This window comes from Blautia luti (assembly GCF_013304735.1).
GTDB lineage: Bacteria > Bacillota > Clostridia > Lachnospirales > Lachnospiraceae > Blautia_A.
In genome coordinates this window covers 23,054-40,980 of sequence record NZ_JAAITI010000004.1, presented here as the reverse complement: position 1 = coordinate 40,980, position 17,927 = coordinate 23,054, and the positions used below count along the sequence as shown (strand labels likewise).

Here is a 17,927-nt window from a genome sequence, read left to right as displayed (position 1 = left end):
AGTGCAGAGAATCGGTGTATTTGTCTGTCATTGCGGAAGTAATATTGCCGCTACGGTAGACGTGAAAAAGGTTGTGGAGATCATTGCAAAAGAGCCAGGAGTTGTCCATGCAGAAGATTATCAGTATATGTGTTCTGAAGCAGGACAGTCCAGGATCCAGGAAGCCATCCGTGAAAAAAATCTCACAGGAGTGGTTGTCTGTTCCTGTTCTCCGCGTATGCATGAGGCTACATTCCGCAAAGCGGCGGAAAAGGCCGGCCTGAATCCATATATGGTGGAGATCGCAAACATTCGTGAGCATTGTTCCTGGATCCACAAGGATATGCAGGAGGCTACGGAGAAGGCAGTGATCCTTGCAAGAGCAGCAGTAGCAAAGGTAAATTTAAACGCTCCTCTTCAGCCGGGAGAAAGCCAGGTTACAAAGAGAGCCCTGATCATCGGAGGCGGTATCGCCGGAATCCAGACGGCTCTTGATATTGCCGATGCAGGCTATGAAGTTGATATTGTGGAAAAAACGCCAAGTATCGGCGGAAGAATGTCACAGCTTGACAAAACCTTCCCTACTCTGGACTGTTCCGCATGTATCCTTACCCCGAAAATGGTAGAGGCTGCAGCTCATGAAAAGATCAATATTTATACATACAGTGAAGTAGAAAAAGTTGCAGGTTTTGTAGGAGATTTTACTGTTGATATCCGCAAAAAAGCGCGAAGTGTCAACATGGACAAATGTACAGGCTGTGGAGTCTGCCAGGAAAAATGTCCTTCCAAAAAGATCCCAAATGAGTTCAACAGAGGGTTGAACAACCGGTCAGCTATTTATACTCCGTTTGCACAGGCGATTCCAAATGTTCCTGTGATCGACAGAGAGCATTGCCTGAAATTTAAGACAGGCAAATGTGGTGTCTGCTCCAAAGTATGTCAGGCAGGAGCCATTGATTACGATCAGCAGGATGAGATCGTAACACAGAAATACGGAGCAATCGTGGTGGCAACCGGATTTGATACCATCAAGCTTGACAAATATGATGAATACGCATACAGCCAGAGCAAGGATGTGATCACATCTCTGGAGCTGGAGCGTATCATGAATGCTGCAGGACCTACAAAAGGACATCTTGAGCGCCTTTCCGATGGAAAAGCACCGAAGGAGATCGTATTTATCCAGTGTGTTGGAAGCCGTTGCTCCGATGACCGTGGAAAGCCATACTGTTCCAAGATCTGCTGTATGTACACAGCTAAGCATGCCATGCTGATCCGTGATAAATATCCGGATACCAATGTGACGGTATTTTATATTGATGTCCGTACACCTGGTAAAAACTTCGATGAGTTTTACAGAAGAGCAGTTGAGCAGTATAACGTAAACTACATCAAAGGTCAGGTAGGAAAAGTAATTCCGCAGCCGGATGGAACACTTCTTGTTCAGGGCTCGGATCTTCTTGATAATAAGCAGATCTTCAAGAAAGCAGATATGGTAGTTCTTGCAACAGCCATTGAACCGAATCCGGATGTACGTAAGATCGCTACCATGCTTACTGCAAGTATTGACACCAACAATTTCCTTACAGAAGCCCATGCAAAGCTTCGTCCTGTAGAATCACCGACAGCAGGAATTTTCCTTTCCGGTGTATGCCAGGGACCAAAGGATATCCCGGAGACAGTTGCCCAGGCAGGAGCTGCGGCTGTAAAGGCCATAGGGCTTCTTGCAAAGGATAAGCTGACCACCAATCCATGTACGGCAAAATCCGACGAGCTTCTCTGTAACGGATGCTCTACCTGTGCAAATGTATGTCCTTACGGAGCGATTTCCTATGAGGAGAAACAGGTCAACGATCACGGTATCCGTGAGACAAGAAGAGTTGCGGTTGTCAATACAGCACTTTGCCAGGGCTGCGGTGCCTGCACAGTAGCCTGCCCGTCAGGAGCCATGGACCTTCAGGGCTTCTCCAACAGACAGATTATCGCGGAGGTGGATGCAATATGTCGATAGAAACAAAGGAAGAATTCAGACCAAAGATCGTGGCATTCTGCTGTAACTGGTGTAGTTACGCCGGAGCAGACCTTGCAGGAAGCAGCCGTTTGAGCTATCCGGCGGATGTAAAGATCATCCGTGTTCCATGTTCCTGCCGTGTCAATCCCATGTTCATCCTCCGTGCCTTTGAAAAAGGAGCCGATGGTGTGATCATGTGCGGATGCCATCCGGGAGACTGTCATTACAGTACCGGAAACTATTATGCAAGAAGACGTATGACCCTTCTGTTTTCAATGCTGGATTATATTGGTGTGGAAAACGGAAGAACACGTGTGGAATGGGTATCTGCCGCAGAGGGCGTGAAATTTTCACAGACTATGAATGAGTTTGTTGAGAAGATCCATTCACTTGGTAAAAACGTGAGATTGGAGGATATAAGATGCAGGAGCTGATAAAACGTGCAAAAGAACTGCTTGCAGATGGCACGGTAGTCCGGGTTCTTGGGTGGAAAGCCGGAGATCTTGCCTTTAATCCGGAACCAGCCTATTTTGAAACACCGGAATCTCTGGAGGATTTTGTCTATGATGGATTCTGCGGTGCCAATTTAAGCAAATATATGATCGAAGCTTCCAAGCTGGAAGGAAAAACCATGGTCTGTCTGAAGCCCTGCGATACATATAGCTTTAACCAGCTTTTGAAAGAGCATCGTGTAGACAGAGAAAAAGCCTATATCGTAGGTGTTGGCTGTAAAGGAAAGCTGGATATTGAAAAGATTCGCAAAATGGGGATCAAGGGTATCCGGGGAATTTCCGGAGCAGAGATTACCGGAGATGCAGAGACATTGACTGTGGATACTGTTTACGGAGAAAAAACCTGTGCATACAAAGATGCCATGCTGGAACGCTGCCATGTATGTAAAGGAAAAGAGCATAAAATTTACGATGAACTGATCGGTGAGTCAAAGGAGACAAAGGACGCTGACCGTTTCGCAGAAGTTGAGCGGATCGAGGCGATGAGTCCGGAAGAAAAATTTGCATTCTGGCAGAGCGAGCTGAGTAAATGTATCCGCTGTAATGCCTGTCGTAATGTATGTCCGGCCTGCAGCTGCCGCAAATGCGTTTTTGACAGCAACAAATTCGACAGCGCCCAGAAGGCAAATGTGGATTCCTTTGAGGAAAAAATGTTCCATGTGATCCGTGCCTTCCATGTAGCCGGAAGATGTACGGACTGTGGTGAGTGCAGCAGAGTCTGCCCGCAGGGAATTCCCCTTCATCTGTTTAACCGTAAGTTTATCAAGGATATTGATGCGTTTTACGGTGAGTATCAGGCAGGCGAGGATGCGGAGTCAAAGGGTCCGCTTACCAGCTTTACCTTTGAGGATGTAGAGCCAGGGATCGTGGCAGAAAGGGGATAATGTATGTATAAGATCGCAGTAGAAAATCTGCCGGCATTATTCCGGAAAATTGCCGCAGACCAGGAATTATATTTACCGGTAAAGGTAAGTGAGCAGGTGAACTTCAAGGCATGGAGCGAGGATGCAGAAGTTTCCCTTGAAACACTGAAAACCGTGAAATCACCGAAGGATGCTTTTTTTCCACAGAGTGAAAATCTCTATACCTGTAAAAAAGATGGGAAAAATATCAGCATTGAACCTCAGGCGCTGAAAGACCAGAATTTTGTCGTATTCGGAATGAGAGCCTGTGATGTACAGGGTGTGAAGGTTCTCGACAATGTGTTCCTTGGGGATCCGGTGGATACTTTTTACCAGGCAAGAAGAGAACATGGAACTATCGTAGCTCTTGCCTGTCATGAACCGGAGGAAAGCTGTTTCTGTAAAGTATTTGGCATTGATGCCGCAGATCCGGAAGCAGATGTTGCAGCCTGGATCATCGAGGGAGAGCTTTTCTGGAAGCCTCTCACAGAAAAGGGAAATGCTCTGACAGAAGCTGTGAAGGAGCTTTTGGCAGATGCTGATGAGACAAAGGTAGAAGAGGAGAAGAAGGCGATCCGTGATATTATCGAGCTTCTTCCATATACACATCTTTCACTGGAAGGATGGGCGCAGGAAGAATACATGGACCGTTTCAATTCTCCTGTATGGGAGAAACTGTACAAGCCTTGTCTTGCCTGCGGAACCTGTACCTTCGTATGTCCGACCTGTCAGTGCTATGACATTAAGGATTACGACACAGGGCACGGTGTTCACCGTTACCGCTGCTGGGATTCCTGCATGTACTCTGATTTTACCATGATGGCTCACGGAAACAACCGTACCAGCCAGATGCAGAGATTCCGTCAGAGATTTATGCATAAGCTTGTTTATTATCCGTTAAATAATGACGGCATGTTCTCCTGTGTTGGCTGCGGCCGCTGCGTGGAGAAATGTCCGGAATCTTTAAATATCGTAAAAGTTATCAAGGCCTTTGAAAAACAGGGAGGTGAAAAGAATGAGTGAATGTACCTGTCATAAAAATTATACACTGGATACGCTGATCCCCAAGGTTGGCGTGATCACAGATATCCGTCAGGAGACACCGGATGTAAAAACCTTCCGTGTGGAAGCTCCGGAGGGTGGAAAGCTTTTCGAGCATATGCCAGGACAGTGTGCCATGGTCTGTGCACCGGGAGTCAGTGAAGGTATGTTTTCCATTACTTCTTCTCCGACTGTAAAGGATTATCAGGAATTCAGCATCAAAAAATGCGGATCCCTTACCGATCATCTCCACAGCCTTCAGGTTGGAGATGAGATCGCAGTCCGCGGACCATACGGAAATCATTTTCCGGTGGAAGATAAGTTAAAGGGAAAAAATCTCCTGTTCATCGCAGGTGGAATCGGTCTGGCACCTCTCCGTTCCGTGATCAATTATGTGCTGGATAACCGTGAGGATTACGGAACAGTAGATATTCTCTATGGTTCCCGTTCCGCAGATGATCTGGTGCAGCTTAAGGAAATCCAGGAAGTATGGATGAAAACAGAAGGTGTAAATGTATATCTTACCATTGACCGCGAGCAGGAAGGCTGGGACGGTCATGTAGGATTTGTTCCGAATTATCTGAAGGAGATTGGTTTTGATACCAATAAGACCGCTCTGGTCTGCGGCCCGCCGATCATGATCAAATTCGTTCTGGCAGGACTGGAAGAGCTGGGCTTCTCCAGAGATCAGGTATATACCACACTGGAGCTTCGTATGAAATGCGGTGTCGGAAAATGCGGCCGCTGCAACATCGGAGACAAATACGTCTGCAAAGACGGCCCGGTATTTAGGTGTGATGAGGTTGATGAACTGCCTAATGAGTATTGATAAGCAATGAGCAGTGCACAGACGTTGATAAAAACAGATGCGTCATGCTTGCATGTAAGCAGCTGTTTTTATCGGCGGCTGTATAGGGCGAACGCCCTCAAGCGAGATGAAGCGAAGCGGAATCGAGCCTGGCACTGCGGTGTACGGTTTGAATAAGTAAAAGAAAGGACTGGTAATCTCAAATGGAAAATAATATGGTAAACGTATATTTTTTCGGTAAAAAATACAGCGTTCCCGGTGATCTGACCATTATGACAGCTATGGAATATGCCGGTTATACATTAAAAAGAGGATGCGGCTGCAGACACGGATTCTGCGGTGCCTGCGCGACCATCTACAGGATCAAGGGACAGAATGAGCTGAAAACCTGTCTCGCCTGTCAGACACAGGTGCAGGAGGGAATGTATGTGGCAAGTATCCCGTTCTTCCCTACAGACAAGAGACTTTATAATATAGAAGATCTTAAGCCGAACCAGCAGGTAATGATGGAGCTTTATCCGGAGATCTACAGCTGCATCGGATGCAATGCCTGCACAAAGGCCTGTACACAGGACTTAAATGTCATGCAGTATATTGCATATGCTCAGAGAGGCGAGCTTGAAAAATGTGCAGAGGAATCCTTTGACTGCGTAAGCTGCGGCTGCTGTTCCGTAAGATGTCCGGCAGGAATTTCCCATCCGATGGTAGGCCTTCTGGCAAGACGTCTCACCGGAAAATATATTGCGCCGAAAAGCGAGCATCTGGAGAAACGTGTGGAAGAGATCCACGAAGGTAAATTTGATGACATGATTGAGCAGATCATGCAGAAGCCGATCACAGAGATGCAGGAACTTTACAACAGCAGAGAAATCGAGAAGTAGGAGGGCGTAAAACATGTATGCACCATATCCAGAAAATATGATGGAATCCATCAAAAAGGTAGAGGCTACAAGAGCGGAGCGTATGGCAACAGAGCCAAGACGTCTGAGTGCAGATGAGAAAGATGCTCTTCTCAAAAAATTCCATCCGGATTATAACCCGGATGCATTTGCAGAGATCAAGGTAGGACCGAACAAGGGACAGAAAGCACCACTGGAACTGACAAAAATGCTCCATTCAGAAAGCCGTCTGCTCAACGAAAAAATCGATCTTACAAAAATCGATTATGATGTAGATGTACTGATCATCGGCGGTGGTGGAGCAGGATCTTCCTGTGCCATAGAGGCCCACAACGCAGGTGCCAACGTTATGATCGTTACAAAGCTCCGTATCGGTGATGCCAACACCATGATGGCAGAAGGCGGGATCCAGGCAGCAGATAAAGAAAATGATTCCCCGGTACAGCATTATCTGGACTGCTTTGGAGGCGGACATTTTGCCGCAAAACCGGAGCTTGTAAAAAGACTGGTAATGGAGGCGCCGGATGCGATCAAATGGCTCAACGACCTTGGTGTTGAGTTTGATAAAGCAGAAGACGGAACCATGGTCACTACACATGGCGGCGGTACCTCCAGAAAGAGAATGCATGCTGCAAAGGATTATTCCGGATCAGAGATCATGCGTACTATCCGTGATGAGGTCTTAAATCTTAAGATCCCGGTAGTGGAATTTACATCCGCTGTAGAACTTCTGAAGGATGAAAAAGGTCAGACTGCCGGTGCAGTCCTTCTCAACATGGAAACCGGAGACTATTCCGTTGCAAGAGCAAAAACAGTTGTAATTGCAACCGGTGGTGCAGGAAGAATGCATTATCAGGGATTCCCGACCTCCAATCACTACGGAGCAACTGCTGACGGACTCGTACTTGGATACAGAGCGGGCGCTTCCCTTCTTTACCAGGATTCTATCCAGTATCATCCAACAGGTGCGATCTATCCGTCACAGATCCTTGGTGCCCTGGTAACAGAGAAGGTTCGTTCCGTTGGTGCACAGCTTGTAAATGCAAACGGAGAAGCTTATATCCATCCGCTGGAAACCCGTGACGTAAATGCTTCCGGTGTTATCCGCGAGTGTGAGGAAGGCCGTGGCGTTGAAGTTCCAGGTGGACGAAAAGGTGTATGGCTGGATACTCCGATGATCGAGATCCTGGGCGGTGAGGGAACTATCGAAAAGAGGATCCCTGCCATGTTCCGTATGTACATGAATTACGGCATTGATATGAGAAAAGTCCCGATCGTGATTTACCCGACCCTTCATTATCAGAACGGCGGACTTGAGATCAACGGAGACGGCTTTACAAAAGAAATCCCGAACCTTCTGGTTGCAGGAGAGGCAGCAGGCGGAATCCACGGAAGAAACCGACTGATGGGCAACTCTCTTCTTGATGTAATTGTATTCGGACGAAATGCAGGTAAAAAAGCAGCTGCCAAATGCAAAGAGGTAGAGCTTGGAACTATGAATCTGGATCATATCAGAAAATATGAAGAGGAACTGAAAAATGCAGGAGTTGATACAGGAGACGTATCTCCTATGCTTCTGCCGAAATATGCCCGCCACGAACGTTAAGTTAAAAATATGTTATGATAATAAAAACATATGAGATAAGCGAAAGGAGTCTATTATGAGAGAAATCGAAGTAAGCAGACTTACAGAGGTTATCGAAAAACTCTGTATCGAAGCCAATGAACATCTCCCGGAAGATGTGAAGGATGCTATCAAAACCTGCCGTGCCTGCGAGGACGGCGAGATCGCAAAAGGTGTCCTTGATAACATTATCGAGAATTTTGATATTGCGGACAGTGAGAATGTTCCGATCTGTCAGGATACCGGAATGGCATGCGTATTCCTTGAAATTGGTCAGGATGTCCACTTTACAGGCGGAGATTTAAATGATGCCATCAATGAAGGTGTACGCCGCGGATACGATAAAGGTTACCTGAGAAAATCCGTTGTCAAGGATCCGGTACGCCGTGGAAACACAGGTGACAATACACCGGCTATGATCTATACAGAGATCGTTCCTGGAGATCAGGTGAAAGTAACTGTAGGACCAAAAGGCTTCGGAAGCGAGAATATGAGCCAGATCCGTATGTTCAAGCCATCTGCAGGCCTTCAGGGAATCAAGGATTTCATTCTTGAGGCTGTAGAAACTGCAGGTCCGAACCCATGTCCGCCTATGGTAGTTGGTGTTGGTATCGGAGGAACTTTTGACAAATGTGCACTTCTTGCAAAGAAAGCGCTGATGCGTCCTCTGAATACAGAGAACCCGGATCCTTACTATGCAGATCTTGAGAAAGAGATGCTGGAGAAGATCAACAAGCTTGGTATCGGACCTCAGGGCTTTGGCGGAAAGACCACAGCTATCGGTCTGAACATTGAGACTATGCCTACTCATATCGCTGGTATGCCATGTGCAGTTAACATCAACTGCCATGTAACACGTCATAAAACGGAGGTGCTTTAATATGGAAAGAAGAAAGATCACACTGCCTCTGACAAGAGAGCTGGCAAGAACTCTCCATGCAGGCGACCAGGTTTTATTGACAGGAACCATCTATACATCCCGTGATGCAGGTCACAAGAGAATGTGTGAGGCCCTTGCAAAAGGAGAAAAAATTCCTTTTGACCCTACAGATGCTACCATTTACTATGTAGGTCCGACTCCGGCAAAACCAGGCGAAGTCATCGGCTCCGCAGGCCCTACAACCAGCGGCCGTATGGATGCTTATGCACCGACCATGATGTCCGTAGGTGCCAGAGGAATGATCGGAAAAGGTGCCCGCCTTCCGGAAGTCGTAGATGCAATGAAAAAATATGACGGCGTATATTTCGGAGCCATCGGCGGTGCAGGTGCACTTCTTGCAAAATGCATCAAAAAAGCAGAGCTTATCGCTTACGAAGACCTTGGAGCAGAAGCACTCCGCAAGCTTTATGTGGAAGACATGCCGCTTGTAGTTATCATTGACAGCGAGGGAAATAATCTATACGAAGAGGGGCGTGCAGAGTACCTGAAAGACCACGCAGAATAATCTTTTGCTCTACAATATGATATTGTGATATATTTCAAAAAGGAATAAAAAGGATAAAAGTCCGACAGTAAATGCTGAAGATCCGTGCAGAAGCATTTATTGTTGGACTTTTTAATTTTATCATTTCACTTTCAATTTAATCATTCTTACGAAAATGATTAAATTAAAGTTGACAATGATAAAATTGATTTATATACTTGAAGTAAATAAAATCGAAAAAAGAGTGATAAAGAAGGTGATGGAAAATATATGAGACGGTTTGATTATCAGGAAAAGTGGAAAAGTCTGTTGACTCCTGAAATTGTATCTTATCTGACACAGATACATGAATTTAAGGGAGAACAAACTCTTTTTATTGAGGCCAAAGCAGATACTCTTACACAATTAGTTGAAATCGCTAAAATTCAAAGTACGGAAAGTTCCAACAAAATAGAAGGTATTTATACATCAGACATCAGATTGCGGGAATTGGTAAAAGACAAAACAAGGCCAAGGACAAGAAATGAACAGGAAATTGCCGGATACAGAGATGTATTGAATACAATTCATGAAAGCCATGACCATATCCCACCAAAGTCTGCGATTATTTTACAGCTTCACAGAGATTTGTATAAATTTGAAAGCTACAATATTGGAGGAAAATATAAAACTGCAGATAATGTCATTGAGGAAGAAGATTCTCAGGGAATAAAAAAAATACGGTTTAAACCAGTACCGGCCCGGGAAACACCGGAAGCAATGGAAGAACTATGCGGAGCATTTGAAGAGGCAATGGCAACAGGAGAAATAGATCCGCTTCTTTTGATTCCAATGTTTATTCTGGATTTCCTATGCATACATCCGTTTAATGATGGCAATGGAAGAATGAGCCGTTTACTTACACTGTTACTTTTGTACAGATCTGGCTATATTGTGGGAAAATATATCAGTATCGAGAGAATGATAGAAAATTCAAAGGAATTATACTATGAATGTTTAAGGGAAAGTTCTGAGAACTGGTATGAGAATAAGAATGATTATACACCATTTGTAAAATATATGCTTGGTGTTATCGTAGGAGCATACAGAGAGTTTTCTTCAAGAATAAAATTGCTGATAACGCAGAATATATCAAAACCGGAGCGAATAGAAGAGATTATAAAAAACACTCTGGGAACAATTACAAAAAAGGAAATTGCAGAAAAGTGTCCGGATATTAGTGTGGTAACGATACAGAGAACACTGGCAGAATTACTGACAGCAGAAAAAATTTTAAAAATCGGCGGCGGAAGGTATACGAAATATACCTGGAATAATGAGTAATAGATGGGAGATAAAAAATGATCACTGGTGAATTAAAAAACAAAATAGATGGTTTATGGGATATATTTGCGGCAGGAGGACTTGTCAATCCACTGGAAGTAATCGAACAGATTACATACCTGATGTTTATTCATGATCTGGATGATTCCGATAATATGCGTGCAAGAGAAAGTGCAATGCTTGGCTTGCCATTTCAGAGTATTTTTTTCGGAGAAGTAAAAATAGGTGAGAGAACAATTGACGGAAGTCAGCTGAAATGGTCCGTATTCCATGATTTTCCGGCAGACAGAATGTATATAATCATGCAGGAATGGGTGTTCCCGTTTATAAAAAATCTTCATAATGATAAAAACAGTGCATATTCCAAATATATGGACGATGCGATCTTTAAACTTCCGACACCACTCCTTTTATCCAAAGTGGTGGATTCTCTGGATGAAATTTACAAACTTATGAATGAAATCCAGACAGCAGATGTCAGAGGAGACGTATATGAATATCTCCTTTCTAAAATAGCCCAGTCCGGACGGAATGGACAGTTCCGTACACCAAGACATATTATCCGGATGATGGTTGAGATGATGGATCCGTCCAGTGATGAGATTATCTGTGATCCGGCATGTGGAACCTCCGGATTTCTGGTTGCAGCAGGAGAATATCTGAAAGAAAAAAGAAAAGAAGAAATTTTTTATGATAAGCAGAAAAAAGATCATTACATGAATCATATGTTCCATGGATACGATATGGACCGCACCATGCTTCGTATTGGAGCCATGAATATGATGACTCACGGAATAGAAAATCCTTATATTGAGTATCGGGATAGCTTATCTGATCAGAATGCAGATAAAGATCAGTATTCCCTTGTGCTGGCAAATCCTCCTTTTAAAGGAAGCCTGGATGCAGAGTCCGTTTCCGGAGATCTTCTTAAGGTTTGTAAGACAAAGAAAACAGAACTTTTATTTCTGGCTTTGTTTTTGAGGATTATGAAAATTGGAGGAAGATGCGCTTGTATTGTACCAGATGGTGTACTCTTTGGATCATCACGGGCGCATAAATCCATCCGTAAGGAAATTGTTGAAAATCAGAGACTGGAAGCTGTAATATCTATGCCTTCCGGTGTATTTAAACCCTATGCAGGAGTATCCACAGCAATCCTTATTTTTACAAAAACAGAACACGGCGGAACTGATCAGGTATGGTTCTACGATATGGAAGCAGACGGATTCAGCCTGGACGATAAACGTACTCCTGTCACAGAGAATGACATTCCGGATATTGTAGAGCGTTTTAAAAACCTTGATAAAGAAGCAGAACGGAAACGAACAGACCAGTCATTTATGGTACCGAAAAAAGATATTGTAGAAAATGACTATGATCTCAGTATTAATAAATATAAAGAAATCGAATACACTCCGGTGGAATATCCGCCAACATCAGAAATCATGGCCAATATCCGGGAATTGGAGCTGGAGATTGGAAAAGAAATGGATGAGTTGGAGAGGTTGTTGGGATTATAGAAGAAAGGATGGCAGATTCGAAAATTCGGGTTTGTAGGGATGATGTAGATGGCAAAAGTAATTGATATAATAGGAAAAGTTTTATCTGGTGAATGGGGAACTGACGATGAAACTGGTGACGGAATCCCAGTACTTAGAACAACCAATTTTACCAATGAGGGCGTGGTAAATTACAATGATGTAGTTACTAGAATGATTACTAAGAAAAATATTGAGGAGAAGTACTTACGCAAAGGAGATATTCTTATTGAGAAGTCTGGTGGAAGTGTTAAGTTTCCCGTAGGCAGGGTTATATATTTTGACGGTGAAGATAATACATATCTTTTTAACAATTTTACAGGATTACTTCGAGTGAAAGACCGAGAAATATGGTATCCGAGATATGTATTTTATTCGCTGTTTGCAAATTATAAGCGTGGTGGTACAAGAGCATTTGAGAATAAAACCACGGGACTCCATAATTTGAAAATTGATGATTATGTATCACGATATGAAGTTGCAGAAATTGGTTTGACAGAACAGGTTTTAATTTGTGATAAACTTGACAAATTGTATGAAATTATAAAGTTAAGAGAGCAGGAATTGCAGTTATTAGACGACCTCATCAAAGCCCGATTTGTCGAGATGTTTGGGGATCCAGTTTCTAATCCTTATGGATATGATAAGATTGCACTTTCTGATTTGGCAGATATTAAGATTGGACCTTTTGGTTCGCTACTACATAAGGAAGATTATATTGATGGTGGACATCCGTTACTAAATCCTTCGCATATTGTTGATGGTAAGGTTTCTCCAGATGATAAACTTACAATTTCTGATGAAAAATATGAAGAATTATCAGCGTATCAGTTAAAAACTGGGGATGTTGTAATGGGTAGAAGAGGTGAAATGGGTAGATGCGCAGTTGTTCCTGAAGATGGATTCTTGTGTGGAACAGGAAGCATGCTTATCAGAACTAAAGGGGAAGTTACTGCTGATTATATTCAAAAAATAATATCGTTTCCATCATTTAAGAAAACTATAGAAGATATGGCTGTAGGACAAACAATGCCCAATCTTAATGTTCCAATAGTATCTGGCTTTCAAATAATTAAGCCACCGATGGAAGTACAAGATAGATATTATGCGTTTGCAGAACAAGTCAACAAATCAAAAGTTAAAGTACAAAAAGCACTGGATGAAACACGAAAGTTATTCGATAGTCTGATGCAACAATACTTTGGCTAGAAAGGGGAGAAGCTGAATGGCGATAATGACGGTGTACCATGGTGGATATCAGGCTGTAGAGAAACCGGAAATCAGAAAAGGTCGTAATACAAAAGATTTTGGAACTGGTTTTTACTGTACGATTATAAAAGAACAGGCTCAAAGATGGGCCAGGAGATATGATACGAAAGTTGTATCTGTCTATGATGTGCGTTTAAAATCGAATCTGAAAATAAAAGAATTCAAAGATATGACAGAAGAATGGTTGGATTTTATAATTGCATGTCGGAGTGGGAAAGACCATGAATATGATATTGTAATCGGTGCAATGGCAGACGATCAGATTTATAATTTTGTTTCTGATTACATGGACGGTACGATTACCAGAGAACAGTTCTGGGTTTTGGCAAAGTTCAAGTATCCAACTCATCAGATAGCATTTTGTTCCAAAGAATCATTGAAATGCCTGAAGTATAGAGATTGTGAGGTGCTATAAATGGCAGGAGAAGGACGTGAAAGCAAAAAAGATAACGATTTATTTTACACATGCAGCCTGATCGATTACATTGCCAGGAAAACAAAGAATACACGGGCAGATGTTGTAAATAAACTTGGAAAGCAGAGACTTGATAAAATTTATGATCTGGCAGATGTATATCATTGTGACAACATTGACAGAGTCAGTGCTGATTTTATCGAAGAAGCAGGAATACAAGAAGGAGATTTTGACAATGTGGGTGATTGTAAATACAGCATTCCATCACATTGGGACATTGGAAAAGTATATAAGCGGCTGATAAAAATGGTTGCTACAGATGAAAATATTGGGATCGTAGATGCTTTAATAAAAGTATACAATTCCTTTATCAGTGCAAAGATTGATGACTACAACAGCAGTGTATATTACGAAAATCCGTCATATATATTTGAATCGTATCGGGAAAACAGAATGCTATAAATGAAATAACAGAAAGATACTGGCGTAGCTTGAGACATAAAATAAAAAGTCAGTTATCAAGGAATTTTTGATAACTGTGGTTGATGAGGATAATTATAAAATAAAATGCTATGATTGCATTTGTACGAATTTATTGTTTGTTGAAATAATTTGTTTGGAAATAGATTTTGCATAAATAAAAAGTTAAATTGCAAAAGCGTTGGATAAAAAAATATATATAATGATTAAAATAAGTATAGCAGGAATGAAGGGAAACGAATATGAGTACTTCGACACATGATTTATTTGATTTTTTTAAAAAGGCAAATAGGAATATTTCAGATGAATATATGAGAATTTGTAGAAGAGTAAATGAAGATCCAGGAACTGCAGGGGATCAGGGTGAAGAAAACTGGAAAGAACTTTTGGAATCTTGGATTCCACCTTATTTTCAAATAGTTACAAAGGGAAGGATATTAAGTGATTCAGGGGAAACAAGTCCGCAAGTGGATGTGATTGTTTTATCACCAGATTATCCCAAAAGCTTGTTGAATTGTAAGGAATACTTATCTGGAGGAGTAGTGGCTGCATTTGAATGTAAAACTACATTAAGGCGTAAACATATTGGCGAATTTATAGAGCATTCAAAGAAGATAGAAAAATTAGCTATTAATGAGAATGGAACACCAAGAAAAGATTTGCAAAGCAAAATTTATTATGGATTATTGGCACATTCACATGAATGGAAAAAAGAAAATTCGAATCCGAAAGAAAATATTGAAAAATCTATTTGGGAATATAATGAAAAATATGTTACACATCCTAGGGAAATTCCAGATATCATATGTGTTGCTGACTTAGGAGTATGGAAATCTCAAAAGATGATAGTACCAAACTATGATAACGGTAAAGGATTAAAAGGAAATTATGTTATGAGTGGGTATATAGCATCAGATAATAAAGAAGAATTTTTTACTCCTGTGGGAGCATGTGTTTTTGATTTGCTTCAAAAGATTGCGTGGAGATATCCAAGCGCAAGAGATATTGTAACTTATATGAGAAAGTTAAATATTTTTAGTAGCGGTAGTGGGTATTCAAGACCATGGGAATGGAATGTATTATCGGAAGAAACACAAAAAAATATATACAAGTTAAAAAATGGTGGATTTTGGGATGAATGGGGTATGGTGATATATTAAAAAAATTTATACCTGAGATGGGAGGCAATTATGAGAATTGATTTACATTGTCACACAAAGAAGGTAAAAACAGGAGATGCGTATACAAGAAATGTTACCAAAGACAAATTTTTTCAAAAGATTATTGAAGCGAGGGTTGAAATTGTTGCAATAACAAATCACAATCAATTTGATTATGAGCAGTACAAAGAATTTAAAGATATTACGGCGGGAAATTGCGACATATGGCCGGGAATAGAACTTGATATTTTAGGAAAAGCAGACCAAAAGGGAAATCGTAAAAGAGGTCATTTGATAGTAATTGCTAATCCTAAAAATGTTGAGCTGTTTAATACTCAAGTACAAAAATTGATTAAAGATGAAGATGTAAATACATTTCAAATTAGTGTAAAAAAAGTGTATGAAGTCTTTGGAAAATGTGATTGTATTTATATACCACATTTTCATAAAGAACCCAAACTTTCAGATGAAGATATTCAGGAATTAGAGGAGTTATTACCCGATTCTAGTCGGTTATTTAAAGAAACATCTGATTATCGAAGTCTTGGAGTTTTTTCCAATTTTGATTATAGTGTTATTATAGGAAGTGATGTACAGGATTGGGACAAGTATGAAACTAGTAAGTTTGCGGATATAAGATTACCAGTACAAACATTTGAGCAATTTTGTTTGTTAGCGAAAAAAGATGTACAAATAATAGATACATTGCTCAATCAAAAACGAAAAAAGGAGATTCCTGTATCGCCATATAAAAGAGTAAACTTTAAATTACCTTTCTATGAAGATATTAATATTATTTTCGGTCAGAAGGGAACGGGAAAAACAGAAATTCTTGAATCTTTGAAGAAATATTATATTGAAAATGGAATCGTAATGGAAAGTTATAAAGGTAGTGAAAAAGATGTGGATTTTTCAAAAATGTTAAAGATTAATGATGTAATAGCTACACCTGAGAAGCTTCGATTGGATAGTATGGGACAACAGTTCTTTGACATTTATAGCTGGAAAGAGGCATTACCAACATCTTTTGAAAAATATATAAGTTGGATGGAAACAAAAGATAACAATAAAAATAAAGGGAGAATGAAAATAACAGAGTGCGTGCATATAGAGAAAGGAATATATGAGCGAAAACTTGAATTAGATTATAAATATTTGAAAGAATTCACAAAATCTACATTTCAAAAAATTGATATAGGAAAATATTTGGATGAGCAAGACAGTACAACTTTAATGTTGCTATTGGAAAAATTATGTGAAAATATAAATGATGCAATAATGCAAATGTGGAACAGTGATAAAAGCATTAAGCTTACAAACTGGAGCATTGATAAGATAAAAGCAATAGCGGATAAATGTTCTGATACAATATCTAAACCTAGCAGTGTGGGGTTTTATGATTTTGCTATAGAAAGGTTTAAGTTGTTTGAAAATGTGGAAGAAATATGTAGTGCATTTTCTGCTACGGACAAGGTTGAAAAAGAATATTTGGGAAACCTTGAGGAAAAAGGTGATATATACATTCAAACACGATACAGAATGTTAGCCAAAGAATCACGTACAGATGAATTTAAACAGGGAATAACTATATTAAGAAATTGTAAACATGTAATAGAGGGGATAAAGAAAGCTATCTTAGCGGAGAATATATCGGAAGAAGTATCAAAGTTTCAAGAGTTCTATGATGATGGAATTAAAGACATAGGCGCATTTATAGGAGTGTCTAAAGAAACAGCATTAGAAAATGGAGAAATTTACAAACCGTCTAATGGAGAACGTGGAATTCTATTGATGCAAAAGTTATTGGATTCAGAAAGTGATGTATATATTTTAGATGAACCGGAATTGGGAATGGGAAATTCATATATAACATCTAATATACTTCCCAAATTAACTGATCTTGCAAAAAGGAGAAAAACAGTAATTATAGCAACACATAATGCTAATATTGCAGTTGGTACGCTTCCGTATATTAGTATATTAAGAACTCATGAGAATGGAGTATATAAAACGTATGTTGGTAATCCTTTTTATGATGAACTTAGAAATATAGATGATGAAACAGACATTAAAAACTGGACTCAAGAAAGTATGCATACTCTTGAGGGCGGTAAAAATGCATTTTATGATAGGAAGGATATTTATGAATCAGGAAAGCAAAGTGATTAATGTATATTTGGAGAAAAGAGAAAACAAAGATTATTTAGTGTTTGGCTTTGAAGAAGTTGCAGAAGTATGTCTTAATGATGACGAAAGCCAAAATAATTTGAAAAGTATATTTGTAAAGTTACTTACAGAGATTACAAAGAATCCCGTTGAATTACAGTTTTTGGAAAAACCAGAATATAAAACAGGGTTATATATAGATGTGTGTAAAGAATATATAAAAGATTTAAATAAAGAGATTACGAATGTGAGAAAAAATATGCCAGAAAAACTAAAAATGCAGTGATGACAAAATACGGAAAAACCACACGGATACAGTGGAAAACCTGGAGTTTTCCTCATAAATCACACGAAAAATTGAAAGTAAAAGAGGGAG

At 40.6% G+C, this 17,927-nt stretch carries 17 protein-coding genes; all 17 read left to right on the top strand.

The features are described from left to right. The first annotated feature begins 1 nt into the window (after nucleotide 1). Nucleotides 2–1,990, top strand: coding sequence for a CoB--CoM heterodisulfide reductase iron-sulfur subunit A family protein (locus G5B06_RS03500; RefSeq protein ID WP_059085575.1), 1,989 nt, complete (start codon nucleotides 2–4; stop codon nucleotides 1,988–1,990). Beyond that, nucleotides 1,981–2,424: a hydrogenase iron-sulfur subunit gene (locus tag G5B06_RS03495; RefSeq protein ID WP_015524686.1), complete on the top strand. Its 444-nt coding sequence runs from the start codon at nucleotides 1,981–1,983 to the stop codon at nucleotides 2,422–2,424. The genes G5B06_RS03500 and G5B06_RS03495 overlap by 10 nt, the downstream gene beginning before the upstream one ends. Next, nucleotides 2,412–3,386, top strand: coding sequence for a 4Fe-4S dicluster domain-containing protein (locus G5B06_RS03490; RefSeq protein ID WP_015524687.1), 975 nt, complete (start codon nucleotides 2,412–2,414; stop codon nucleotides 3,384–3,386). Before G5B06_RS03495 ends, G5B06_RS03490 begins: the two co-directional genes overlap by 13 nt. A gap of 3 nt (nucleotides 3,387–3,389) precedes the next feature. Beyond that, nucleotides 3,390–4,427, top strand: a complete 1,038-nt coding sequence (locus tag G5B06_RS03485) for a 4Fe-4S dicluster domain-containing protein (protein WP_173771371.1) — start codon at nucleotides 3,390–3,392, stop codon at nucleotides 4,425–4,427. After that, nucleotides 4,420–5,274, top strand: coding sequence for an FAD/NAD(P)-binding protein (locus G5B06_RS03480; protein WP_114002622.1), 855 nt, complete (start codon nucleotides 4,420–4,422; stop codon nucleotides 5,272–5,274). Before G5B06_RS03485 ends, G5B06_RS03480 begins: the two co-directional genes overlap by 8 nt. Nucleotides 5,275–5,456: 182 nt before the next feature. Further along, nucleotides 5,457–6,134: a 2Fe-2S iron-sulfur cluster-binding protein gene (locus G5B06_RS03475; RefSeq protein ID WP_118071417.1), complete on the top strand. Its 678-nt coding sequence runs from the start codon at nucleotides 5,457–5,459 to the stop codon at nucleotides 6,132–6,134. 13 nt (nucleotides 6,135–6,147) lie between these two features. Next, entirely contained in the window at nucleotides 6,148–7,758 is a 1,611-nt protein-coding gene (locus G5B06_RS03470) for an FAD-dependent oxidoreductase (protein WP_022426050.1), read from the top strand. 55 nt (nucleotides 7,759–7,813) lie between these two features. Continuing rightward, nucleotides 7,814–8,656, top strand: coding sequence for a fumarate hydratase (locus G5B06_RS03465; protein WP_021652988.1), 843 nt, complete (start codon nucleotides 7,814–7,816; stop codon nucleotides 8,654–8,656). A gap of 1 nt (nucleotide 8,657) precedes the next feature. Continuing rightward, nucleotides 8,658–9,221 (top strand): Fe-S-containing hydro-lyase, encoded by a 564-nt coding sequence (locus G5B06_RS03460; protein WP_022426051.1) that lies wholly within the window; start codon nucleotides 8,658–8,660, stop codon nucleotides 9,219–9,221. 249 nt (nucleotides 9,222–9,470) lie between these two features. Continuing rightward, a complete protein-coding gene (locus G5B06_RS03455; protein ID WP_173762306.1) occupies nucleotides 9,471–10,523 on the top strand; it encodes a Fic family protein in 1,053 nt (350 codons plus the stop codon). A 17-nt stretch (nucleotides 10,524–10,540) separates the two neighbouring features. Continuing rightward, nucleotides 10,541–12,043 (top strand): HsdM family class I SAM-dependent methyltransferase, encoded by a 1,503-nt coding sequence (locus G5B06_RS03450; protein WP_173762305.1) that lies wholly within the window; start codon nucleotides 10,541–10,543, stop codon nucleotides 12,041–12,043. A gap of 48 nt (nucleotides 12,044–12,091) precedes the next feature. Next, complete coding sequence (locus tag G5B06_RS03445) at nucleotides 12,092–13,270, top strand: restriction endonuclease subunit S (RefSeq protein WP_173762304.1); 1,179 nt, start codon at nucleotides 12,092–12,094, stop codon at nucleotides 13,268–13,270. Between the two features lie 16 nt (nucleotides 13,271–13,286). Continuing rightward, nucleotides 13,287–13,745 (top strand): DUF3990 domain-containing protein, encoded by a 459-nt coding sequence (locus tag G5B06_RS03440; RefSeq protein WP_118064813.1) that lies wholly within the window; start codon nucleotides 13,287–13,289, stop codon nucleotides 13,743–13,745. Further along, nucleotides 13,746–14,207 carry a hypothetical protein gene (locus G5B06_RS03435; protein ID WP_173762303.1) on the top strand — a complete coding sequence of 154 codons (462 nt, stop codon included), beginning with the start codon at nucleotides 13,746–13,748 and terminating at the stop codon, nucleotides 14,205–14,207. Between the two features lie 260 nt (nucleotides 14,208–14,467). After that, complete coding sequence (locus G5B06_RS03430) at nucleotides 14,468–15,385, top strand: DUF6602 domain-containing protein (RefSeq protein WP_173762302.1); 918 nt, start codon at nucleotides 14,468–14,470, stop codon at nucleotides 15,383–15,385. Between the two features lie 30 nt (nucleotides 15,386–15,415). Next, nucleotides 15,416–17,554 (top strand): histidinol phosphatase, encoded by a 2,139-nt coding sequence (locus G5B06_RS03425; protein WP_173762301.1) that lies wholly within the window; start codon nucleotides 15,416–15,418, stop codon nucleotides 17,552–17,554. Further along, nucleotides 17,529–17,837, top strand: a complete 309-nt coding sequence (locus tag G5B06_RS03420; protein ID WP_173762300.1) for a hypothetical protein — start codon at nucleotides 17,529–17,531, stop codon at nucleotides 17,835–17,837. The genes G5B06_RS03425 and G5B06_RS03420 overlap by 26 nt, the downstream gene beginning before the upstream one ends. Nucleotides 17,838–17,927 lie beyond the last annotated feature (90 nt).